The organism is Arthrobacter pascens (assembly GCF_017052465.1).
Lineage (GTDB): Bacteria > Actinomycetota > Actinomycetes > Actinomycetales > Micrococcaceae > Arthrobacter > Arthrobacter pascens.
In genome coordinates this window covers 20,451-40,804 of sequence record NZ_JAFHKT010000098.1, presented here as the reverse complement: position 1 = coordinate 40,804, position 20,354 = coordinate 20,451, and the positions used below count along the sequence as shown (strand labels likewise).

Genomic DNA, 20,354 nt, shown 5'->3' with positions numbered 1-20,354 from the left:
GGCGGGTGGGGGCCCCCCCGGGCCCGGGGGAAAAAACAGCCTTCCGCCGGGGGGGGGGGGGGCTGGTCGGGCCCCACCTAAATTTTTTCCGGGCCGGTAAACCCCCGGGGGGGGGGGGCCCCGTGGGGGGGGGCCCCCGCCGCCGTCGTCGTGTATCCGGCCTGAAAAAAATGTTCGTTGCCGCGTAACCTGCGCACCGTCCGCTGCGATTACGTATGTGTAAGCGCCGGGCCGGGGCTGTCCCCCATCGGTCCCCGGTCCGGCCTTCAGTCAACCAAAGGATGTTTTTTTCTTATGAAGAGTGTTAGCAAGACCACCCGGATCGCTGTCGGTGCCGCCATCATCGCTGTCGGAGGTTTCTCCAGCATTGGACTGGCCAACGCTGCCCAGGTAGCCAGCTCGCAGCATGCAGAGGTGACCCCCGCTACGCCCGCCGTTCCGGCCACGCCGGACGTTCCCGCCACCCCCGAGGTGCCGGCTGTTCCTGCCGTTCCGGCCACCCCCGCCGTTCCGGCCACGCCGGACGCCAAGGCCAAGGCTGCCGGCGAGGCTGCTGACGCCGCGGATGCCGCTGTGGAAGCGGACAAGGACGCCGTCAACGCCAAGGTCAACGCCTCGGGCGCCGGCAACGCTGCAGGTGCTGACGTGACCGCCGCAATTCCCGCCACCCCGGCTGTTCCGGGCGGCGCCGGCGTTCCGGCCACCCCGGCCGTTCCCGCCACCCCGGCTGTTCCGGAGGTTGCAGACAACGTGGCCAAGCCGGCCGCGCCGTCCGTGTCCGGCGGCGCCGACGTCCACGCCGAAGCAGACGCCCCTGCCGACCTGCCCGAGGCTGGCAAGTAACACGATCCCGCACTGGGATCGCGCAACAGGGCGATCCCCAAATAGGGGTGCAAGGTGTGCGGCGGCTAGGCTTACTACCGCCGCACACCAGCAGTAAGGGAAGGACAGCTTCTTGGCAGCCCAGCTGAGCGATGACGAATTGTCAGCCGCCCTTGCTGGCGACCCCTCCGGCTTCAGCGCTGTCTACACAACGATTTCCCCGGCCGTTCTCGGTTACTTCCGCGCCCGCGGCGTGGACGATGCCGAAGCCCTGACCCAGGACGTTTTCGTGGATGTGCTGCCAAAACTGACCGGCGTCAAAGGCGGCCACGCCGGGTTGCGAACGTTCATCTTCTCAGTGGCGCACGCCCGGCTCGTCGACTACCGGCGCCGGTCCGCCAGAACGCCCCAGCTGACCGAATTCGACCCGTTGCAGGACCAGAGGTGGTCCCGCTCCGCCGAGGACGAGGTTCTCGGGTCGCTGGGCGGAATCGCCTCCACGCTTTCCATGCTCAACGATGAACAGCGGGAAGTCCTGGTCCTGCGGATCGTCGCAGACCTTTCGGTCGAACAGGTGGCCGGCATTATGAACAAGACTCCCGGAGCCATCAAACAGCTCCAGCGGCGCGGGCTCCTTGCCCTGCGCGAACTCGTCAAGGAAAAGGACCACGCAGCATCATGAGTGTCACGCCGACAGGCCGCGAAGAAGGAGAGATCCAGGCGATCCTCCTGGATTCCGGGCTCGAAGAGGACGCCGATCTTCGCAGGTCCCTCGAGGAACTGCGCGGACTGGCACAGGTCGCTGCCCCGGCGCCGCGTGCGGACCTCGCCGCGCTGCTCACACCGGGCGTGTCCAGCCTGGAAGTCCGGCGCCGCAAGAAGCAGCGGAGGATGGGCATCGTGGTGAGCGCCGCAGTGGTCGGGGCAATGGGCCTTGGCGCCGGCGCCGTGGCCGCAGCCAGCGAGGACTTCCGCCGCAGCGTCGGCCACACGGTGGTGAGGATTCTCCAGCCTGTTGGCCAGACGACCACACCCAAGACCGATAACGCCCCTCCTGCACCCGCCGACATGCCTCCGCTGCCGGGGCAGACGGGCACCGGGACGGTGGCTTCAGCGCCGGTCCAGGCGGGGACCACCTCGCCGACAGCGCCGGCGGGGGCCGAACCGGGCCCTTCGAACGGTTCAGCTGACCCCCGCGGCGGTAATCAGAGCCCGACGCCGGCATCCGACCTGCCCGCGCAGGTACCCGCCGTTCCGGGGACCGGCGCGGCTCCCAAGCTGCCGGCCAAGCCGCTGCCGTCACTTCCCTCGCTGCCGCACCCTGTGCCCGGCAGCGTGCCCACCGCGATCCCGGCAGACCCTGTCCCCGGAAAGCCCTGACCCCGCCCGGGAAAAGTTTTCAAAGTTTTTTGGAATCCGCGTAACCTTTCGGGCCCGCCCGTCGATTACCCCAGTGAGAGTGCCGGGCTGGTCATTGTCCCCCATCAATGTCCAGCCCGGCATTTTTCATATTCCGGCCCATTCTGCAGTCTTCGAGCCCGACGGCGGTATCCGCCGGGGCCCTCTGCGCCGCCTCAATGCCGTCTCTGTGCTGCCCGGGTCGCCGCCCGCTGGTGCTCATTTATTCGATGATCGTGGGCAAAGTCCGCCAGAGTAGGCTTGATGCATGGCACACGTTAACGATCGGGCAGTGGTTGAACGCCTCATGCGAACGAAGGGGACGTGGGCCATCGTTGGCCTCAGCACGAACGAATGGCGCTCAGCCTACGACGTGGCCCTGTACGTCCGCGACCGCATGGGCATGGAGATCATCCCCGTCAATCTGCATGGCGACGATGTCCATGGGGAAAAGGGGTACCGCACGCTGGCCGACATACCGGCGGAGAAGCATCCGATCGACGTCGTGGAGTGCTTTGTGAACTCCCAAAAGGTCGGGCCGGTGATTGACCAGGCAATCGCGGTCGGGGCCAAGGCAGTCTGGCTGCAGTTGGGTGTTTTCGACGATGCCGCCGTGGAGCGGGCCAGGGCCGCTGGGTTGGACGTCGTGGTGAACTCCTGCCCTGCCCGCGAAGGCTGGCACTTCGGGCTCTGAAGCCGGGAATCTCTTACTCCGGGATACTCTGGCGCCGGCGCGTAGGCTTTCAGGGCTTCATGAGCTCCGGATAATGGCGCTCCGTCACATCAGGGTGGGCGCGCATCCGGCCCTTGAGCATGTTCAGGCCGAACGAGGCGAGCATCGGGTTGGACGGGTCGTCCGAGATGCCGCGGGCCTGCGCTTTGAGTTCTGCCGGGAGGGGAACCGGATCGATCACCGCATCGAGCCGTGGCGACCAGAAGAACGGTACGGAGTAGCGGTCCACGCCCGGCGGCGGTGCCTGCACCCGGTGGATGGTGGCGGCGAGGTAGCCCTCGGTAGCCACTTCCAGCATTTCGCCGAGGTTCACCACCAGGGCTTCCGGGGTGGGTTCCACGGAAACCCAGTCCCTGGTTCCCGGCGGAAGTACTTCCAGGCCGCCCACTGCATCCTGAAGAAGGAGGGTCACGAAGCCGTAGTCCGCATGGGAGCCGACGCCCTGATCGCCGGCCTCTTCCACAACCCCGCCGACGTAGTGGACCAGCTTGCCCATCCAGGCAGGCGTGTCCCGGAAGGGTTCGTCAAAGTAGTCCTCCGGCAGCCGGAGGGAAACGGCGATGGCGCGCATCAGCTCCGCCCCCACCCTGGACATGAGCTCGGCCCAGGCCATCGCCGCCGGCTCCAGTTCCGGCAACGACTCATCGGGCCACATGTTGTGGCCCTGAAGAAGCCAGTAGGGCTGGTCGGGGGGATAGTCCTGCAGAGGTTGGCGGTCTGGCGAATAGTCGATCTGCTCGCGCGCATCCGCTTTCCCCTGCGTGACTTCCGTGCCCATCCGGGTGTAGCCACGAAAATGGGGGGAGAGACGGTTATCGAGCCTCATCCGCTCCTCAAGGGGCAGGTCAAAGAAGCGCCTGATCAGTGCCAGCAGCTCCTCCGCCTGGCCGGGGCCGCCTCCGTAGCCAATGACCTGAAAGAAGCCGACCCGGTGTGTGGCATCGCGGAGCTGCGCAATGAACTCCGGATTGAACGACCCATCGGCCCGACGTGCCGTTCGCAGATCCAGGACCGGTATTGTCTCCTGAGCGGGTGACATGCTCGCAGACTAGCACCGCAGGGGAAGGCTTTGTAGGCTCGCTGCATGGATCCAGCCGCATTGAGGGATATTTGCCTGTCATTTCCGGGCGCCTTCGAGGACTTCCCGTTCGGCCCGGAAACGTCGGTTTTCAAAGTCAGGGCGGCCGTAGCAGGAGGGGCCCGGCACGAGGCCAAGATGTTCGCGGCGTCCACCATGGATCCGGAGGACTGGTCGGTGAGCCTGAAGTGCGAACCGGCCCTGGCCGAGCAATTGCGGGCCGTGCATCCCGAGATCACCGGCGCGTGGCACATGAACAAGACGCACTGGAACGGCGTCCGGCTGGACGGCTCATTGCCCGACGACATGGTCCGCGACATGGTGGAGGACTCCTATGACCTCGTGGTGGCGTCGCTGAGCCGGAAGCAGCGTGAGCAACTGGGATGGGCCAGGCTGGTTGGCAATGACTGACAAACGCCTGGCGCGGGGCGACCTGAACTACCCGGGTATTGGCTCCACGCAGGACGGAGTGCCCCCTGAGGGATTCCCTTGCCTGGTCACGCAGGCGTATCTGGGAGAGGGCGCCGCGACCTACCACAGGGTGGCCCGGGGCATTCTCACGTGGGAGCTGCAGCGCCGCTCCGGGCTGAGGATCCGCACCGAGTCCGTCGCCGTGGTTCCCGGCGCGCGCGTCGTAAGTGGCTTCGGCGTCGGGCCCGTCCGCATCAAAGCGCCCTGCGAGGTGGTGTGGGTGCGGCAGCCGGCGCCCGGCGCCGGCCCGCAGTCAGCCGGCTTCGGCTATGGAACACTCCCGGGCCATCCCGCGCGCGGTGAGGAGGCCTTCGAAGTGATGCTGGACGCCCAAGGCGCGGTGTTCCTGAAGATCACGGCGTTCAGCAGGCCCTCGAACTGGTTCTACGCTGCGGGCGGCCTGCTGACCAGGGCGGCGCAACGGCACGTCACTTCCCGATACATTGAAGGGGCACGCCAACTCGCAACCGGCGAAAGCTGAGGAGGAGACGGTACATGCTGGACCAGAAGACCCTTGACCGACTGTGGGATTTCGACAACCCCGAGCTGTCCGAACAGCGCTTCCGCGAAGCGATGGCGGACGGGAAGTACGATGCCGATGAAAGGGCCGAGCTCGCCACACAGCTGGGCCGGGCCATCGGCCTGCAGGGCCGCTTCGAGGAAGCGGATGCCCTGCTGGACGCCATCGACGGCGAAGACGAACCCACCATTGGTGTCCGTATTGTTCTCGAGCGCGGACGGCTCCTGAACTCCAGCGGGCACGCGGCGATGGCTGTGCCGCTGTTTGAACAGGCCGCGGAGCTGGGCGATCACCTGGGTGAGGAGTTCCTTGCCGTGGATGCCCTGCACATGCTCGCCATTGCCGACGCAGACCACGCGGAACTCTGGACGCGCAGCGCGCTGGAGTATGCCTCCACCGCACACGACCCCAGCACCAGACGGTGGATGGTGGCCCTGCACAACAACCTCGGCTGGTCCCTGCACGGCGCCGGCCGGCTCACGGAGGCGCTCGTGGAGTTCCAACTGGCCGAGCAGTGGGCGGAACGGGTGGGAACCCCGGCCCAGCAGCAGTACGCGCGCGATGCCATCGCCGAATGCGAGCACGCCCTCGCCAGCTAACCGGCTTCCCGCACCTGGCTCAACCCAAAACCCCAAACGAAAGGCAACTGCCCATGATCTTCATCGTCGTCAAATTCAAGGTCAAGCCCGACTGGTCCGACAAGTGGCTGGGGCTCGTCTCGGATTTCACCGAAGCCACCCGCCAGGAACCGGGGAACCTCTGGTTCGACTGGTCCCGCAGCGTCGATGACCCCAACGAGTTCGTCCTCGTGGAAGCGTTCAAGGATGACGCCGCAGGGGACCACGTCAACAGCGCGCACTTCCAGAAGGCCATGGCGGACATGCCGCAGGCCCTGGCCGAGACGCCGCAGATCATCAGCCGCCAGTTCGACGGCGAGGGCTGGGACCGGATGGGGGAACTCACCATCTGACGCCGCTAGCATGAGGGCATGTGGATCGGATGGATTGAGTTCGACATCCTCCTTGGCGACGTGCACAGCCTGAAGGAGAAGCGCTCCCTGGTGAGGCCGTTGCTCGCGGAGCTGAAACGGCGCTACGACGTCTCCGTGGCAGAGGTGGGGGACCAGGAGCAGTACCGGCGCGCCCGGCTCGGCGCCGGCCTGGTTGCAGCGGACCGGGCGCACCTCGTGGAGGTGCTCACCGCCGTCGAACGTTTCGTGGCCTACCGTCCCGAGCTGGAACTCCTCAGTGCCCGCCAGCGCGAGCTCCACAGCGAAGACTGAACCCGACCATCGATTGCTCCGTAACGGCCCTTTTGAGCGTCCATAAGGGCCGCTACGGAGCAGTCGATGGAGGGTGTGGATAACTTCTGCACCGCACATGGGGTTCTGATCTGATGAATCCATGAAAACCGCACGCCGGCTCCCCGCGGAGTTAGAAGGACGCCCGTTCACCGTCGCCGAGGCAGGCCGCGCCGGCGTCACCGCGAAGCGGTTGCGCCACCGGTCGCTGACGGCCCTGGGACGAGGTATCCGGTCGAAGGGCTCGACGAAGGAACTCCCCCTAAGCGTCAGAGTGCGGCCATTCATCGAGGTCAATGACGGATGCGCCGCATCCCACCTCACCGCCGCGGAGCTCTCATCGCTGCCGTGTCGCCGGCAGAAGGAGGCACAGCAGATGTACCACGTGATCCGACCGGAGGGCGCAGCCCATCTCAACCGTCCCCACGTGATGGTCCACCGCATGAAGCTCTACGAGGACGAAGTCACAGTGCTGGACGGCATACCCATCACCACTCCTGAGCGCACATGGCTGGACCTGGCCGAAATGCTAAGCGTTGACGAACTCGTGGTCGCCGGTGACAGCTGCGTCCGTGTTCCGAGCTGGAGGGCAGAGATTTGCCGCTGTGTAGTCTGGAGGACCTCCAGCGGATGATCGACCGCCATAAGGGAAAGCGCGGCATCCGCAAAGCCAAGGAAGCCCTTAGGCTCATCCGGGTAGGCTCCGACTCCCCGCAGGAGTCCCTGCTCCGGCTGGCCATGACGAGGGCGGGGCTACCCGAGCCGGAACTGAACGTTCCCATCATCGACGACGACGGAACAAGGCACCATCAGCCGGACCTCTCGTACCGAAAATACAGGATCGGCATCGAATACGAGGGTGAACACCATGGCGACGAAGGGCAGATCGTCCGGGACATCGCCCGCTCCGAGCGATACGAATCTTTGGGCTGGACGGAGGTCCGCATCTCCAAGCGCCACATGGTCAACGACGCCAAGGCGGCGGTGGCCAAAGTCCGGACGGCCCTGGTCCGGGCTGGCTGGCGGCCTGGTGGTTAACAACGAATGCTCCGTAACTGCCCTTCTGAGCGAGCAAAAGGGCAGTTACGGAGCAATCGATGGATGTGGTGGGTGGGGACTAGCCGAAGTACTTCGGCAGCGTGGCCTCGTGGGCTTCGCGCAGGGCGTCGAGCGGGAGTGCCTCCACGCCGTTGATCTCAAGCTTGCCGCTGTCCGCGTCCACCACGCCGATACGGGTGTGAACGAAACCGCGGGCCGTGCACATGTCCGTGAAGCGGACTTCCTCCGAGCGCGGGACGCCCACGATGGCGCGGCCCTGGGACTCGGAGAACAGCGCCGTGAAGAGGTCCACGCCGTCGCGGTCCATGACATCCTGCAGCGCGATCCGGGCGCCGACGCCGTAGCGGAGCGAGGACTCCACGAGGGCCGCCGCGAGGCCGCCCTCGGAGAGGTCGTGCGCGGAGTCCACCATGCCGTCGCGGGAGGCGTTGATCAGGATTTCGCCCAGGGCGCGTTCCGCCGCGAGGTCAACCTTGGGCGGCAGTCCACCGAGGTGTCCGCGCAGGTTGGACCACTCCGAACCGTCCAGCTCTGCCGCCGTCGTGCCCAGCAGGTAGATGGCCTGGCCATCTTCGCGCCAGCCCGACGGCGTGCGGCGCGCGACGTCGTCGAGCTTGCCCAGCACAGCCACCACCGGGGAGGGGTGGATCGGCGTCGTGCCGGTCTGGTTGTACAGCGAGACGTTGCCGCCCGTGACCGGGATGCCCAGCTCCATGCAGGCATCCGACAGGCCGCGGATGGCCTCGGCGAGCTGCCACATGACGTCGGGATCCTCCGGGGAACCGAAGTTCAGGCAGTCGCTGACGGCCATCGGCACGGCGCCGGAGGTGGCCACGTTGCGGTAGGCCTCGGCCAGGGCCAGCTGGGCGCCGTGGTACGGGTCGAGGTACGTGTAGCGGCCGTTGGCGTCGGTGGCCAGGGCCACGCCCAGGCGCGTTTCCTCATCCACGCGGACCACTCCTGCGTCGTCCGGGAACGCCATGGCGGTGTTGCCGCCGACGTAGCGGTCGTACTGGTCGGTGATCCAGGACTTGTCGCACATGTTCGGCGAGGAAATGAGCTCGGTGACGGCGGCGGCCAGTTCCGCGGGAGCGGAGGGGCGGCCGGTGTCCTGGACGGACCCGGTGAAGGCATCGGCCTGCACGGCGTCCTGCCACTCGGGGCGGGCGTACGGGCGGTCGTAGACCGGGCCGTCGTGGGCCACGGTGCGGGGGTCCACGTCGACGATGACCTCGCCGTCCCACGTGATGATCAGGCGGCCGGTGTCGGTCACCTCGCCCAGCCAGGAGTATTCCACGGCCCACTTGTCCATGACCGCTTCAAAAGCGGCGACGTTCTCGGGCGTGACCACGGCCATCATGCGTTCCTGCGACTCGGACATCAGGATTTCGCCCGGGGTCAGGGTGGGGTCGCGCAGCAGGACGGAGGTCAGTTCAACCTCCATGCCGCCGTCGCCGTTGGAGGCGAGCTCGGAGGTGGCGCAGGAAATACCGGCGGCGCCCAGGTCCTGGATGCCCTCCACCAGGGAACCCTTGAACAGCTCCAGGCAGCACTCGATCAGGACCTTCTCGGCGAACGGGTCGCCCACCTGGACGGCGGGGCGCTTGGACGGCTTGGTGTCATCGAAGGACTCCGAGGCCAGCACGGACGCGCCGCCGATTCCGTCGCCGCCGGTGCGGGCACCGAACAGCACCACCTTGTTGCCCTTGCCGGAGGCGTTGGCGAGGCGGATGTCCTCGTGGCGCATGACGCCGACGGCCAGCGCGTTGACCAGCGGGTTGCCCTGGTACACGGAGTCGAAGACCATTTCGCCGCCGATGTTGGGCAGGCCGAGGGAGTTGCCGTAGCCGCCAATGCCTGCCACGGCGCCGTGGATGACGCGTGCCGTGTCCGGGTGGTCGATCGCACCGAAACGCAGCGGATCCATCACGGCCACCGGGCGGGCGCCCATGGAAATGATGTCGCGGACAATGCCGCCGATGCCCGTGGCGGCACCCTGGTAGGGCTCCACGAACGACGGCGAGTTGTGGGACTCGATCTTGAACGTCACGGCCCAGCCGTCGCCCAGGTTGGTGACGCCGGCGTTTTCGCCGATGCCCACCAGCATGTCCTTCTTCATCTCGTCCGTCACCTTTTCGCCGAACTGGCGCAGGTGGTTCTTGGAGGACTTGTAGGAGCAGTGCTCGCTCCACATCACGGAGTACATGGCGAGCTCGGCGCCGGTGGGGCGGCGGCCCAGGACCTTCACGACCTCGTCGAACTCGTTCTGCTTCAGACCCAGCTCGGCCCAGGGGAGTTCCGTGTCCGGCGTCTTGGCAGCGTTCTCGACGGTGTCGATGTTGAACTTCTTGGTCTCGGTGATCGAGCTGGTCGAGATCTCGGTCATTTGTTTGCTCCCACGATCTTGTTCAGTACGGAAGTGAAGAAGCCCAGGCCGTCAGTGTCGGATCCGCCGATGCCATCGAGGGACTCGGGGCCGAAGCCCAGCTCCACTGCGTGCTCGGGGTGCGGCATGAGGCCCACCACGTTGCCGGCCGCGTTGGAGATGCCGGCGATGTCGCGGCGGGAGCCGTTCGGGTTGAAGCCCACGTAGCGGAACACCACGCGGCCTTCCGCCTCGAGCGCGTCCAGGGTCTTCTCGTCGGCGATGTACTGGCCGTCCTGGTTCTTCAGCGGCACCGTGATTTCCTGGCCCTCGGCGTAATCGAGGGTCCAGTCGGTGTTGCTGTTTTCCACGCGCAGCACCTGGTCGCGGCACATGAACTTCAGGTGGTCATTCTTGATCATGGATCCGGGCAGCAGGTGCGACTCGGTGAGGATCTGGAAGCCGTTGCAGATGCCGAGCACCGGCAGTTTGGCATCCGAGTTGGCCGCGTCGATGACCTTGGACATCAGCGGCGCGAAACGTGCGATGGCGCCGGCCCGGAGGTAGTCGCCATAGGAGAAGCCGCCGGGGATGATGACGGCGTCCACGTCACCCAGGGCCGTGTCGGCGTGCCACAGCGGGACGGGCGTGCCGCCCGCGAGGCGGACCGCGCGCGCGGCGTCGCGGTCATCGAGGGTGCCGGGGAACGTGACGACGCCGATCTTGGCGCCGGCGAGGCGCGGGCTGGCCGCGACAGCGACCGCCTCGCCGATCAGGGGAAGCTCAGTCATATCAGGCCTCGACGACCTCGACGTTGACGACGTCCTCGATCACCGGGTTGGACAGCAGGGTTTCCGCGGCTTCCTTTGCCTGGGCAAGGATCGCATCGGTCACCTCGCCGTCGACGGTCAGTTCGAAGCGCTTGCCCTGGCGGACGGCGCTAAAGCTGGTGAAGCCCAGGCGGGGGAGTGCACCCACGATGGCTTTCCCCTGGGGGTCCAGAATCTCGGGCTTGGGCATGACGTCGACAACGATCCGGGGCATCCGGTAACTCCTGTGCGTGAGCATTGGGTAAGGGCGCAGCGGAGTGGTGCCGTCTCACGCCGTTCGTCTGCGGCATTTTGGCACAAATGGCACAACATGGACGGGCGCTCCGCGAGCTTGCTTGCCCATTCTACCGGCCGCAGCGCCGCACGCCGTATTCGGCCCCAGTGACGCTGGCCTCGCGTGAAGGCCGACGGCGGCTCTGGCCCGCCGTCGGCCCCGTCAGTAGGATTGCGGAATGGCTGAGAAACCGAAATCCGTACTGTTGCCAGTGATCGCCGCCGCCGTGTTCGCGGGGCTGGGGAGGATGGTTCTCCAAAAGATCAAAGCGGACCGCGCCGCCAGGAACAGCCGCACGGCTGGTCCTGTGGACGAGAAGACCCGCCAGTGGATCAGCGACGTGGTCCGCACTCCGCGCCAGTAGCACTCCAGGCAGGCCTCACAGGATCCGACGCCCTACGGGGCGCCGGATCCTGAGCCGATATTTGCGGGTGCCCTTTCCGGGTGCCCGCTTCCGTCTTTTAAGCACCATGTTGATTTGAATGACAAAAATAAAAAGTGGTTTGTGGCGTATGTCATAAATACCTGCCAGTAGGTACTGTGGGGATCGGCTGACCATGGGGGAATCGACAGGACCTGTCAATCTCGCGCGGCTCGGCCGAATGAGCCCGGCAGCGCAGCCGGGACCGGTCCTGATGAAAGGTTCAAATCACTCGTGAATTCTGCAGGAAAGAGCTTCTTCCGAAGCCGGGGGATCCGGAAAGCAGCGGCACTGTGTGTCGGTCTGCCTTTGCTCCTTTCATCCCTTGCCGCTTCGCCGGCCGTCGCCGCCCCGACCCCGGGCATGACGCAAGCGGGGCAGCACAAGACCATTGATCCGAAGGACTTCCAGGCGGGGCGCTACATCGTGGTCCTGGCTGACAAGCCCGCAGCCACGTACGCAGGCGGTACCGCAGGGTTTGCCGCCACCAGGCCGCAGAAGGGCAGGAAGCTCGACGCCCGCCGGGCCGAAGTGCAGCGGTACCAGGCGCACCTTGAGGCCAAGCAGACAGCACTGGCCAACCAGGAAAATGTGCAGATCCGGCACAGGTACACTGCGGCCCTCAACGGTTTCAGCGCGACGCTGACGGCGGACCAGGCCGTGAACCTTGCCAAGGACCCGGGCGTCCTCACGGTCGCTCCTGATATCCAGCAGGCGCCGGACTACTCCACCACCGACTTCCTCAAGCTCAGCGGCCCCAACGGCGCGTGGAACGCACAGTTCGGCGGCCAGGAGGGCGCGGGCAAAGGCGTGGTGGTCGGGGTCATTGATTCCGGCTACACACCGTCCAGCGCGTTCTTCGCCGGAGGGGAGGTGCAGCCGCTTAAAGGGGAGCCGCAGGTCGGCGTCCCCTACCGCACCGCGGGCGGCAACATCGCCATGCTGAAGTCGGACGGCAGCACCTTTGAGGGCGAGTGCCAGAAGGGCGAGGGATTTGATGGCAAGGCCTGCAATTCCAAGGTCCTGAGCGCCCGCTACTTCTCGGAAGCCTTTGAGGACACCGTGGACAAGGCGGACCGTGCACCGGAAGAGCTGATTTCCCCGGTTGACGTCGGCAGCCACGGTACCCATACCGCCAGCACCGCCGCTGGCAACCCCAACGTCGAGACGTTCGTGGACGGCCGCAGCTTCGGCCTGACCGGCGGCATTGCCCCGGCGGCCAAGCTGTCCATCTACAAGATCTGCTGGGAGGACAACGACCCCGCCACGGGAGGCTGCTACACCTCCGCCTCCATTGACGCCATCAACCAGGCGGTGCTGGACGGCGTTGACGTGCTGAACTACTCCATTTCGGGCACAACATCCACCACGACGGACCCGGTGTCGCTGGCGTTCCTCTCTGCAGCCTCTGCCGGCATCTTCGTTTCGGCGTCTGCCGGCAACTCCGGACCTGCGGCCAGCACCGTCAACCACGGGGAGCCCTGGGTCACGACCGTTGCGGCCAGCAATTTCTCCCAAGAACTGCAGGGCACGGCTGAATTCTCCGACGGCAGCAAATTCCGCGGCGCAAGCATCATGAACCGCGAAATTACCGGGGCCGGGGTGGTCCTTGCCGCGAATGCGGGTTCCGGACAGGATCCCGACCCTCGGCTGTGCGGCCCGGGGTCCCTGGATCCGGCGAAGATCTCCGGCAGGGTGGTGGTGTGCGACCGCGGCACCTATGACCGGGTAGCCAAGAGCGCCGAAGTGGCGCGAGGCGGCGGCGTCGGAATGATTCTGGTCAATGTGACCAATTCGTCCCTCGATGCGGACAAGCACTCAGTGCCGACAGTCCACGTGAACCCTCCCGCGACGGAGGAGATCAAGTCCAAGGTGACCGCGAACCCGGCCATCACGGTTTCCCTCGTGAACAAGGACACCACCGGGCTGCCGGCTGAAGGGCAGCCGCAGATCGCTGGATTCTCATCCCGCGGTCCGCTGCTCGCCACGGACTCGGATCTTCTCAAGCCGGACGTCGCCGCCCCGGGCGTTGCTGTCCTGGCCGGCGTTTCGCCCATCGGTGCCGGAGGCGACACGTTCGGGTTCATGTCCGGGACATCCATGGCGGCGCCCCACGTTGCCGGATTCGGCGCCCTCATCCTGGGCAAGAACGCCCTGTGGTCCCCGGCTGCTGTGAAATCGGCCATGATGACCACGGCCGGTGACATCAAGCTTGCCGACGGCTCCAACAACGCCGATGTCCATGCCACCGGTGCCGGCCAGGTGGACCCGGGCCGGATGTTGAGTCCGGGCCTCGTCTACGATGCCGACGGCGATGACTACCTGAGGTTCATCCAGGGGACCGGGGTCGACCTGGGCATTCCGGATCTTGGCAGTACGAAATCCCGCGATATGAATGTCCCGTCCTTCTCCCTCGGAAACCTGGCAGGCAAGATCGAGGTCACCCGGACCGTGACCGCGCTGGCCCCGGGTGTGTATCGTGCCAAGGCCAGCGTGCCGGGTGTGAAGGTTACCGTGACCCCGTCCATCATGTCCTTCAACTCGCCCGGCGAAAAGCGCACGTTCAAGGTTTCCTTCGAGAACCAGAACGCCAAACTCGGGCAGTTCGCCATGGGCTCTCTGGTCTGGCAGGGGTCAGACACCACCGTGGCATCCCCGATTGCAGTGCGCCCGCAGTCCGTCGTGGCCCCCAAGAACGTGGCCTTCACCTCTGAAGGAGGCCGCGGTTCCGGAAACATCGGCATCGTCTCCGGCTCGGGCTCACCCACTGATGTGACCCTTGACGGCCTGTCGAAGGCGGATTCCTCCGCCGTTGAACTGGTCCCCGGCCCGTTCAGGTACGCGACCGACGCCTCAAACTTCGTGAAGAACGTCGAGGTTCCGGCCGGCGCCCCGCTGGCCAAGCTGTCCGTCTTCTCGGCGGATGAAAATGCCGACTTCGACATGGTGGTCATCACCCCGAGTAACCAGGCGATCGTCGAGGCCACAGCGTCGGCCAGCGAATCGGTGTCCATCCCCAACCCGGCACCCGGAACCTACCGGATGTACGTGAATCTGTACGACAGCCCCAACGGCCAAGCTACCAAGGCCTCTGTGGACGCCGCGGTCCTGGGAGCAAATGTTGGAAACGCCACGGTCGCCCCTGACCCCGTGCGCCTCGCCAACGGCCGGTCCGGCAACCTGGCGCTGTCGTGGAAAAACCTGGTCCCCGGCTCGTACATCGGCCGGGTCACGTTCGACGGGGCCAGCGCACCGACCTTCGTCAGCGTCGTGGTGACACCGGGAGGCGTCGCGGGCGTTCCACCGGCTTCGGAAGATCCGAAGAAAAAGAAAGAGGAGCAGGGAAAGGTCCTCAACGAGGACCTGACCCGGAATCCGGATAACTCCGTCTAGGAAGGTCCCGGATCCGGGTTCCGTTGAGGACCCCTGACAGCAGTGGCCGGCGGTGCGCGCACCGCCGGCCACTGCTGTTTCAAAACTGCGCCTGTTTCAGACTGCGCCGGTTGACCCGGAAATTCCGCCCAGGAGCGGGGCGAGTGCGTGCCAGCGCGCAATTTCGCAGCCGTCTGTCAGGGAAAACCGGGAGTGCACCTGCCGCCCGCCGAACGTTCCGGTGACCACCGCCACCTGCGGGCCTCCGTACTGCTGCGTGCAAAGCATGGGAGGCCCCGGAACGGGAAAGAAGATCCCTTCCCCGAAGCGTTCGACGGCGGCAACCGCCCCCGCAGGGTCCGGCAGGTTCGATTCCGGGGGATGTCCCGGCCGCCGGGCTAAGGTAAAGGTCCGCTCCGGACCCCCGGGCGCCTCGGTCAGGGCGACGGTCAGGTCGAGGTCCAGGTCCGGCGTGGGGGGATTGGCGCCGGCGCCGGTCACGGCTGGCCTCGTGAGGGATCAGGGCCCAGAGCCTCGAAGAGCGGGGCGAGTGCCGTCAGCAACCTGCCGCGCAGGACCTGCGCCTCCGCGGAGAACGCACGCTGCTGCTCAACGTAGGTGGCTTTGCCCTCTGCCGTCTCAATCCTGATGGGAGGGTATCCCCAGTCGGCGAGGTCGTAGGGGGAGGCCTTCATGTCCATGGCCCGCACCCGCCACGAGAGTTCGAAGCAGTCCATCACCAGCTCGCTCGGCAGCGCGGGTGAAAGCTTGTAGGCCCACTTGTACAGATCCATGTTCGCGTGCAGGCAGCCGGGCTGCTCCATGGTCCGCTGGTTCTCCCTGCTGGGCGAGAGCTCGTTCAGCGGCAGCGCATCCGGCGTGTAGAAACGGAACGCGTCAAAATGCGAACAACGGATCCGGTTGTCTTCGACGACTTGGTCGGTGCCGGAACCACCCAGCCGCAGCTTCAGGTATTCGTGCCGCAGCTCAAACTTGTCCTGGCGGTACACCATGGCCCACTCGTGCAGGCCGAAGCAGCCGAACTGGGCAGGACGCGCGGCGGTGCCGGCCAGGATGACCTGGGCAAAAACCAGGGCGTCGCGGCGCGCGGCAACAAACGCCGTGCGGTCCACGGTGACTGCCGTGCTGCCGGGCGGCAGGCCACACACGGCGAGTTCGCCGTCGTCGAGCGCGCGGTAGTACTTCCACGTGCTGCGTGGCCCCGCCTCCGCTCCGGAGAGAACCACGCCGTCACCCGGATGCCAGCGCAGCAGCTGGCCGGGCTTCTGCGTGTAATAGGTGAAGAGGAAATCCTCCACCGGGTGCTTCCGGCCGGCGGAGCGGCGCGCAAGGTAGGGGTCGGCGTAGCGGCGCACCCGTGCGGCGTGGGCGGCTTCCCGCTCGCGCCAGTCGGCAGCTGGAAGCACATGGGGTTGAGCCTGCCGTTCGAGCGGTGCGCCGGGCACGGCCCTAGACTGCCCCACCGGCAGACCCCAGAATGTCCTTGGCGGCGTTCCAGGCGCCGATTTCACAGCCGTTGCGCAGCATGAAGGTCGTCTCCACGGGCGTACCGTCAACAGCTCCCGTGACCGTGGCCACCTGGGGGCCGCCGTACTGCTGGGTGCACGAGACGTTCTTGCGGGGTGCGGGCTGGTTCAGGATGGCAGGATTACCCTTCAATGCGGCACAGGCCTTGGCAGCACTCGGGTGCTGGCTTTCGGCCACCGGGGCGCCACCGTTGCAGACGAGCGTGTAATTGACGGCGGTTCCGTCCTGGGAGGGCTTGACGGTGATGGCGAGTTCGGCATTCCCGGTTCCGGGTCCGGAAGGCAGCGGAGCGGGTGCAGGCGGGGCAGGGGCCGGCGCCGTCGTCTCGGCGTCCGGGGGAGTGGTGCCGGGCTCAGACGTACCGGGTTCCGGGCTGACGGGACCCGAGGTCCCAGGCGTGGAGCCCGGTGATGCGCTCGTGGCGCCGGGGGTGGCGGTGGGCTCCCCCGTTCCGGTATCCGGGGTGCAGGCAGCCAGACTGCCCATCACTCCGAGGGCGAGCAGCACAGAAATGAATTGCTTGCGCATGCCGGGTCTCCTCAAGTTTTTCCCATTCTACCGTCGCCCCATCCGGCGGTCCGGAACGGCCCGGTAACGGTGTCCGGCAATCGCTAACGGAAGGGTATCGATTCTTGACGGCGTCCGCGGTATCTTTCTGACATTGACGGGTGCGCGGCTACAACCAAAGAGTGATGACGCCTATGGGGGGCGGAGCGTCCAGTTCGTGGGACCGAAGGTCTGCAGGTCCAAGAACCAAGGAAGGCATCTCCCCATGACCAGCCAGCAAGAATCCTCCCGCCCTAAGCTCAGCAGGCGGTTGCCTGCCGTCCTGGCCGTCGGCCTCTCCTTGGTCATCGGCCAGGGGCTCGCCGCGCCCACGTCCGCCGCGCCCGGGGAGTCCTTGGGCCAGTCAGCTTTCGACGACGGCCGGTACATCGTGATGCTCAAGGACAAGCCCCTGGCCACGTACTCGGGTGGCGTGGCCGGGATTCCGGGCACGGCCGTTCCGAAGGGCCAGAAGCTCAATGCGTCGGGGTCCAACTCCCGCAAATACGACGCCCACCTGAGGTTCAAACAGCGGCAGGCGGCGGCGGCCAAGGGCGTGCGGATCGACCAGAGTTTCACCCTGGCCGTCAACGGCTTCAGTGCCGCGCTGTCGGCGGAACAGGCGAAGCAGCTGGCCGGTGACAGGAGTGTGCTGGCCGTGGTTCCGGATACGATGCGCAAGCCAGACTACTCCAGCACTGATTTTCTCGGTCTCCCCGGCCCGGACGGAGTGTGGAAGCAGCAGTTCGACGGCAGGGATGACGCAGGCAAGGGCGTCGTCGTCGGCGTCTTGGACACGGGCTATTCGCCGGAGAATCCGTTCTTCGCGGGCGAGGCTGTTCCGCCGCTGTCAGGGAGCCCAAAGATCGGCCGGCCCTACCACCTGCAGGGCAACGTGATAGCCATGCGCAAGGCCAACGGCGGCACATTCGTGGGCGATTGTGTCGCCGGTGACGGGTTCGAGGGAACAGAGTGCAACAGCAAGGTCATCGGCGCCCGCTTCTACGACCAGGCCTATAAGGCGGTTGTCCCGCCCGAGCAGAGGTCCCCGCTTGAGCTTTTCTCTCCCGTGGATGTCAACGGCCACGGCTCGCATACGGCCAGTACGGCCGCCGGAAACAGTGATGTGACCCAGACGGCAGGCGGACGCGATTTCGGGATCAGTTCGGGCGTCGCACCGGCGGCCAAGATTGCGGTGTACAAAGTCTGCTGGGAGGGCGCTACCCCCGCAACGACCGGATGCCTGGAATCGGACATCGTCAGGGCGGTCCAGGACGCCATCCTGGACGGTGTGGACGTGATCAATTACTCGATTTCGGGCAACAACACCACAACAGTTGATGCCGTCTCCCTCGCCTTCCTCAACGCTGCCGCCGCGGGGATTTTCGTGGCGGCGTCGGGCGGCAATTCGGGCCCCGGTCCCAGCACGGTCAACCATGCGGGCCCCTGGCTCACCAGCGTTGCCGCTTCGACGTTCGACAGCTCACTCCGTGGGACAGTTGAGCTCTCCGACGGATCGAAGTTCTCCGGGGCGAGCGTGATGAGCGAAGAGGTGGCCTCGAAGCCGATCGTCCTGGCCGTCGCCGTCAAGGCAGCCGCCGCCGCCGATGCGGACGCGGCACTCTGCATTCCGAACACGCTCGATCCCGCAAAGACTGCGGGCAAAATCGTGGTGTGCGACCGCGGCCTCATTCCGCGGGTGGACAAGAGCGTTGAGGTCAAGCGCACCGGGGGCGTGGGCATGGTGCTCGTCAACCTGGTTCCAGGCTCACTGGATGCCGACATGCACAGCGTTCCGACCGTCCACGTTGGTGATCCGAAGGTCAAGGACGTGGTCGCGGCGAATCCGGGACTGACCGCCAACCTCAAGGCGACCGACACCACGGGGGCGCCGCTTCCCGCGGTCCCGCAGATTGCCGAATTCTCGTCCCGCGGCCCGACGCTGGCATCCAACGGCGATCTCCTGAAGCCCGATGTCACGGCCCCCGGTGTGGCTGTCCTGGCAGCCGTTTCGCCGATCGGATTCAAGGGCGAGAACTTCGGCTTCCTGTCCGGCACATCCATGGCCGCGCCGCACATTGCAGGATCCGGTGCGCTGCTGCTGGGCAAGAACCCGCATTGGTCCCCGGCGGCCGTCAAGTCCGCCATCATGACCACCGCGTATGACCTTGTAGGAACGGACGGAGCGAAGGTCCACGACGTCTTTGCCCAGGGCGCAGGCCATGTGGATCCTTCCAGATTCGCCTCCCCCGGCCTGGTTTACGATGCCGGCCTCGCTGATTGGTTCGGTTTCCTGCAGGGCCTCGGCATTGACCTGGGCGTGGTGCCGGTGGCCGCCAAGGACGTCAACGTGCCGTCCGTGGCCCTCGGGTCCCTCGCCGGCAGCCAGATGGTCACCCGCACTGTTACCGCGGTGAAGGCCGGAACCTACCGCGCCACCATTGAGGTTCCGGGCGTGCAGGCCACGGTCAGCCCGGCGGAGCTGACTCTCCGCGAGGGGGAGAGTGCAACGTTCACGGTCACCTTCACCACCGCAGGAGCCCCGCTGGACACCTTCGCCACAGGTTCCCTGACGTGGGCGTCGTCCGCGAACAGTGTGCGCTCGCCGGTGGCGGTGCGGCCCGTGGCCGCCCCGTAGCGGCGGGTCCGGCGGGCCTGCCGGAAGGCAGGGCGCCAGAACGACGCCGGCACTCACCTCGGGTGGTGGGTGCCGGCGTCGTTCGGTTAGCGGTGTTGCCGTGTTCCGGAGCCGGAACCTAGGCCTGCGGGCCGGCGGTGGCGGCGATGAGATCCATCATGGTGCGGTGCAGCGCTTCCACCTGTTCCCGGGTAAGCCCGAGCTTGGCCATCATGGTGCCGGGGACCGAGGTTGCCTGTTGCCGCAACGCTGCTCCGGCCGGAGTGAGGGCGACAGCCAGGGCGCGCTCATTGCCTTCGACGCGGCGCCTGGTAATCAGCCCGGCGGTTTCCAGCCGGCGGAGGAGCGGCGAGATGGTGGCCGGCTCCTGGGCGAGTGCCTCGCTGATGTCACGGACGGAGCGCGGGCTGGACTCCCAGAGGCACAGCATCACCAGGTACTGGGGATGCGTCAGTCCCAGCCGTTCGAGGACCGGCTTGTAGGCGCCAACCACGCTGCGGGAGGCAACGGTCAGGGCGAAGCACAGCTGCCGTTCCAGCAGGAGGTCGTCGTCGACGGCTTGTGTTCCTTCGCTCTGTGATGCGCTCATAAGTGTCCCTTCAATAGTTAGTGCACTAATTATTAGTGTATCCTTGTTTCAAGCAGCAGTGTGGAGATGGAGAAGTGGACACCGTGGCAAAAGAGAACGCAACACAAAGGTTCATGCGCGCAACCGGCAAGCTGAGGGCTGTTTTCGGCCCCGCGAACCGAAGCTCCCTGGGACACGAAATGACCGAGGAAAACCGCAGGTTGCTCGCCCAGCGCGAGGCAGAAACCCAGCAGTGGGAGACGGTCCGCCGCCCGGACGGCAGCACGTATGTGGTGCCCCGCAATCCCGACGATAAGTCCCTCCGCTAGGCCGCAACGCGCGGGGCCTTTTCCGCCGCCCCGGCGTAAAATAAGGGCACTGGCAGTAACGAAGAGCAAATGCTCGCGACCT

The 20,354-nt window shown here is 66.2% G+C and carries 23 protein-coding genes; 15 read left to right on the top strand and 8 right to left on the bottom strand.

Translation table 11 applies throughout. The annotated features are described in order from the left end of the window. Positions 1-294: 294 nt before the first annotated feature. The 4 genes from JYA52_RS01940 (at position 295) to JYA52_RS01925 (ending at position 2,914) form a co-directional block, all read left to right on the top strand. Positions 295-843, top strand: a complete 549-nt coding sequence (locus JYA52_RS01940) for a hypothetical protein (protein WP_205651461.1) — start codon at positions 295-297, stop codon at positions 841-843. Between the two features lie 112 nt (positions 844-955). Next, on the top strand, positions 956-1,504 hold the full coding sequence (locus JYA52_RS01935) for an RNA polymerase sigma factor (protein WP_205651460.1): 549 nt from the start codon (positions 956-958) through the stop codon (positions 1,502-1,504). Then, positions 1,501-2,202: a hypothetical protein gene (locus JYA52_RS01930; protein WP_205651459.1), complete on the top strand. Its 702-nt coding sequence runs from the start codon at positions 1,501-1,503 to the stop codon at positions 2,200-2,202. The genes JYA52_RS01935 and JYA52_RS01930 overlap by 4 nt, the downstream gene beginning before the upstream one ends. Before the next feature lie 286 nt (positions 2,203-2,488). Beyond that, positions 2,489-2,914 carry a CoA-binding protein gene (locus JYA52_RS01925; RefSeq protein ID WP_205651458.1) on the top strand — a complete coding sequence of 142 codons (426 nt, stop codon included), beginning with the start codon at positions 2,489-2,491 and terminating at the stop codon, positions 2,912-2,914. A 49-nt stretch (positions 2,915-2,963) separates the two neighbouring features. Here JYA52_RS01925 and JYA52_RS01920 read toward each other — a convergent pair whose 3' ends face one another. Beyond that, the gene (locus JYA52_RS01920; RefSeq protein ID WP_205651457.1) at positions 2,964-3,992 is read right to left on the bottom strand and encodes an isopenicillin N synthase family dioxygenase; all 1,029 of its coding nucleotides are present in this window, start codon (positions 3,990-3,992) and stop codon (positions 2,964-2,966) included. A gap of 45 nt (positions 3,993-4,037) precedes the next feature. Here JYA52_RS01920 and JYA52_RS01915 point away from each other — a divergent pair, with 45 nt between their 5' ends. The 7 genes from JYA52_RS01915 to JYA52_RS22315 all read left to right on the top strand — a co-directional run bounded on the left by JYA52_RS01915 (position 4,038) and on the right by JYA52_RS22315 (position 7,360). After that, entirely contained in the window at positions 4,038-4,442 is a 405-nt protein-coding gene (locus JYA52_RS01915; RefSeq protein ID WP_205651456.1) for an MmcQ/YjbR family DNA-binding protein, read from the top strand. Next, positions 4,435-4,983 carry a DUF1990 domain-containing protein gene (locus JYA52_RS01910; RefSeq protein ID WP_205651455.1) on the top strand — a complete coding sequence of 183 codons (549 nt, stop codon included), beginning with the start codon at positions 4,435-4,437 and terminating at the stop codon, positions 4,981-4,983. The genes JYA52_RS01915 and JYA52_RS01910 overlap by 8 nt, the downstream gene beginning before the upstream one ends. 14 nt (positions 4,984-4,997) lie before the next feature. Next, on the top strand, positions 4,998-5,621 hold the full coding sequence (locus JYA52_RS01905) for a tetratricopeptide repeat protein (protein WP_205651454.1): 624 nt from the start codon (positions 4,998-5,000) through the stop codon (positions 5,619-5,621). Positions 5,622-5,674: 53 nt separating this feature from the next. After that, positions 5,675-5,992 (top strand): putative quinol monooxygenase, encoded by a 318-nt coding sequence (locus JYA52_RS01900; RefSeq protein WP_205651453.1) that lies wholly within the window; start codon positions 5,675-5,677, stop codon positions 5,990-5,992. Between the two features lie 18 nt (positions 5,993-6,010). Next, on the top strand, positions 6,011-6,304 hold the full coding sequence (locus tag JYA52_RS01895) for a DUF503 domain-containing protein (RefSeq protein ID WP_205651452.1): 294 nt from the start codon (positions 6,011-6,013) through the stop codon (positions 6,302-6,304). A gap of 121 nt (positions 6,305-6,425) precedes the next feature. Continuing rightward, complete coding sequence (locus JYA52_RS22320; protein ID WP_240459858.1) at positions 6,426-6,956, top strand: type IV toxin-antitoxin system AbiEi family antitoxin; 531 nt, start codon at positions 6,426-6,428, stop codon at positions 6,954-6,956. Beyond that, positions 6,953-7,360, top strand: a complete 408-nt coding sequence (locus tag JYA52_RS22315; protein ID WP_240459857.1) for an endonuclease domain-containing protein — start codon at positions 6,953-6,955, stop codon at positions 7,358-7,360. Before JYA52_RS22320 ends, JYA52_RS22315 begins: the two co-directional genes overlap by 4 nt. Before the next feature lie 79 nt (positions 7,361-7,439). Here the strand turns inward: JYA52_RS22315 and purL are convergent, their stop codons facing one another. Genes purL through purS form a run of 3 tightly spaced genes read right to left on the bottom strand, consistent with a single transcriptional unit; the run spans position 7,440 to position 10,790 of the window. Continuing rightward, positions 7,440-9,767 (bottom strand): phosphoribosylformylglycinamidine synthase subunit PurL, encoded by a 2,328-nt coding sequence (gene purL, locus JYA52_RS01885; RefSeq protein ID WP_205651451.1) that lies wholly within the window; start codon positions 9,765-9,767, stop codon positions 7,440-7,442. After that, positions 9,764-10,537 carry a phosphoribosylformylglycinamidine synthase subunit PurQ gene (purQ, locus tag JYA52_RS01880; RefSeq protein ID WP_205651450.1) on the bottom strand — a complete coding sequence of 258 codons (774 nt, stop codon included), beginning with the start codon at positions 10,535-10,537 and terminating at the stop codon, positions 9,764-9,766. Before purQ ends, purL begins: the two co-directional genes overlap by 4 nt. A gap of 1 nt (position 10,538) precedes the next feature. Continuing rightward, a complete protein-coding gene (purS, locus tag JYA52_RS01875; RefSeq protein WP_205651449.1) occupies positions 10,539-10,790 on the bottom strand; it encodes a phosphoribosylformylglycinamidine synthase subunit PurS in 252 nt (83 codons plus the stop codon). 238 nt (positions 10,791-11,028) lie between these two features. Between purS and JYA52_RS01870 the strand changes: the two genes are divergently transcribed. Both JYA52_RS01870 and JYA52_RS01865 read left to right on the top strand, forming a co-directional pair. Then, positions 11,029-11,214, top strand: coding sequence for a hypothetical protein (locus tag JYA52_RS01870; protein WP_205651448.1), 186 nt, complete (start codon positions 11,029-11,031; stop codon positions 11,212-11,214). Positions 11,215-11,634: 420 nt separating this feature from the next. Continuing rightward, positions 11,635-14,664 (top strand): S8 family serine peptidase, encoded by a 3,030-nt coding sequence (locus JYA52_RS01865; protein WP_240459856.1) that lies wholly within the window; start codon positions 11,635-11,637, stop codon positions 14,662-14,664. Between the two features lie 96 nt (positions 14,665-14,760). On the opposite strand, the gene JYA52_RS01860 is transcribed toward JYA52_RS01865, so the two are convergent. From JYA52_RS01860 to JYA52_RS01850, 3 genes are read right to left on the bottom strand one after another with little or no spacing between them, the layout of a single operon-like run. After that, complete coding sequence (locus JYA52_RS01860) at positions 14,761-15,144, bottom strand: serine protease inhibitor (protein WP_205651447.1); 384 nt, start codon at positions 15,142-15,144, stop codon at positions 14,761-14,763. Then, positions 15,141-16,070 carry a 3-methyladenine DNA glycosylase gene (locus JYA52_RS01855; RefSeq protein WP_205651464.1) on the bottom strand — a complete coding sequence of 310 codons (930 nt, stop codon included), beginning with the start codon at positions 16,068-16,070 and terminating at the stop codon, positions 15,141-15,143. The genes JYA52_RS01860 and JYA52_RS01855 overlap by 4 nt, the downstream gene beginning before the upstream one ends. A gap of 43 nt (positions 16,071-16,113) precedes the next feature. Further along, positions 16,114-16,719: an SSI family serine proteinase inhibitor gene (locus JYA52_RS01850; protein WP_205651446.1), complete on the bottom strand. Its 606-nt coding sequence runs from the start codon at positions 16,717-16,719 to the stop codon at positions 16,114-16,116. A gap of 244 nt (positions 16,720-16,963) precedes the next feature. Here JYA52_RS01850 and JYA52_RS01845 point away from each other — a divergent pair, with 244 nt between their 5' ends. Continuing rightward, entirely contained in the window at positions 16,964-19,375 is a 2,412-nt protein-coding gene (locus tag JYA52_RS01845) for a S8 family serine peptidase (RefSeq protein WP_205651445.1), read from the top strand. A 118-nt stretch (positions 19,376-19,493) separates the two neighbouring features. Here the strand turns inward: JYA52_RS01845 and JYA52_RS01840 are convergent, their stop codons facing one another. Further along, positions 19,494-19,964 (bottom strand): MarR family winged helix-turn-helix transcriptional regulator, encoded by a 471-nt coding sequence (locus JYA52_RS01840; RefSeq protein WP_205651444.1) that lies wholly within the window; start codon positions 19,962-19,964, stop codon positions 19,494-19,496. Positions 19,965-20,077: 113 nt separating this feature from the next. Here JYA52_RS01840 and JYA52_RS01835 point away from each other — a divergent pair, with 113 nt between their 5' ends. After that, positions 20,078-20,272: a hypothetical protein gene (locus JYA52_RS01835; RefSeq protein WP_240459855.1), complete on the top strand. Its 195-nt coding sequence runs from the start codon at positions 20,078-20,080 to the stop codon at positions 20,270-20,272. Positions 20,273-20,354: the final 82 nt, after the last annotated feature.

Coding starts and splice junctions, on each gene's coding strand:
- JYA52_RS01940 (WP_205651461.1), top strand. CDS start 295: ATGAAGAGTGTTAGCAAGACCACCCGGATCGCTGTCGGTGCCGCCATC.
- JYA52_RS01930 (WP_205651459.1), top strand. CDS start 1,501: ATGAGTGTCACGCCGACAGGCCGCGAAGAAGGAGAGATCCAGGCGATC.
- JYA52_RS01925 (WP_205651458.1), top strand. CDS start 2,489: ATGGCACACGTTAACGATCGGGCAGTGGTTGAACGCCTCATGCGAACG.
- JYA52_RS01920 (WP_205651457.1), bottom strand. CDS start 3,992: ATGTCACCCGCTCAGGAGACAATACCGGTCCTGGATCTGCGAACGGCA.
- JYA52_RS01915 (WP_205651456.1), top strand. CDS start 4,038: ATGGATCCAGCCGCATTGAGGGATATTTGCCTGTCATTTCCGGGCGCC.
- JYA52_RS01910 (WP_205651455.1), top strand. CDS start 4,435: ATGACTGACAAACGCCTGGCGCGGGGCGACCTGAACTACCCGGGTATT.
- JYA52_RS01905 (WP_205651454.1), top strand. CDS start 4,998: ATGCTGGACCAGAAGACCCTTGACCGACTGTGGGATTTCGACAACCCC.
- JYA52_RS01900 (WP_205651453.1), top strand. CDS start 5,675: ATGATCTTCATCGTCGTCAAATTCAAGGTCAAGCCCGACTGGTCCGAC.
- JYA52_RS01895 (WP_205651452.1), top strand. CDS start 6,011: ATGTGGATCGGATGGATTGAGTTCGACATCCTCCTTGGCGACGTGCAC.
- JYA52_RS22320 (WP_240459858.1), top strand. CDS start 6,426: ATGAAAACCGCACGCCGGCTCCCCGCGGAGTTAGAAGGACGCCCGTTC.
- JYA52_RS22315 (WP_240459857.1), top strand. CDS start 6,953: ATGATCGACCGCCATAAGGGAAAGCGCGGCATCCGCAAAGCCAAGGAA.
- purL (WP_205651451.1), bottom strand. CDS start 9,767: ATGACCGAGATCTCGACCAGCTCGATCACCGAGACCAAGAAGTTCAAC.
- purQ (WP_205651450.1), bottom strand. CDS start 10,537: ATGACTGAGCTTCCCCTGATCGGCGAGGCGGTCGCTGTCGCGGCCAGC.
- purS (WP_205651449.1), bottom strand. CDS start 10,790: ATGCCCCGGATCGTTGTCGACGTCATGCCCAAGCCCGAGATTCTGGAC.
- JYA52_RS01870 (WP_205651448.1), top strand. CDS start 11,029: ATGGCTGAGAAACCGAAATCCGTACTGTTGCCAGTGATCGCCGCCGCC.
- JYA52_RS01865 (WP_240459856.1), top strand. CDS start 11,635: ATGACGCAAGCGGGGCAGCACAAGACCATTGATCCGAAGGACTTCCAG.
- JYA52_RS01850 (WP_205651446.1), bottom strand. CDS start 16,719: ATGCGCAAGCAATTCATTTCTGTGCTGCTCGCCCTCGGAGTGATGGGC.
- JYA52_RS01845 (WP_205651445.1), top strand. CDS start 16,964: ATGACCAGCCAGCAAGAATCCTCCCGCCCTAAGCTCAGCAGGCGGTTG.
- JYA52_RS01840 (WP_205651444.1), bottom strand. CDS start 19,964: ATGAGCGCATCACAGAGCGAAGGAACACAAGCCGTCGACGACGACCTC.
- JYA52_RS01835 (WP_240459855.1), top strand. CDS start 20,078: ATGCGCGCAACCGGCAAGCTGAGGGCTGTTTTCGGCCCCGCGAACCGA.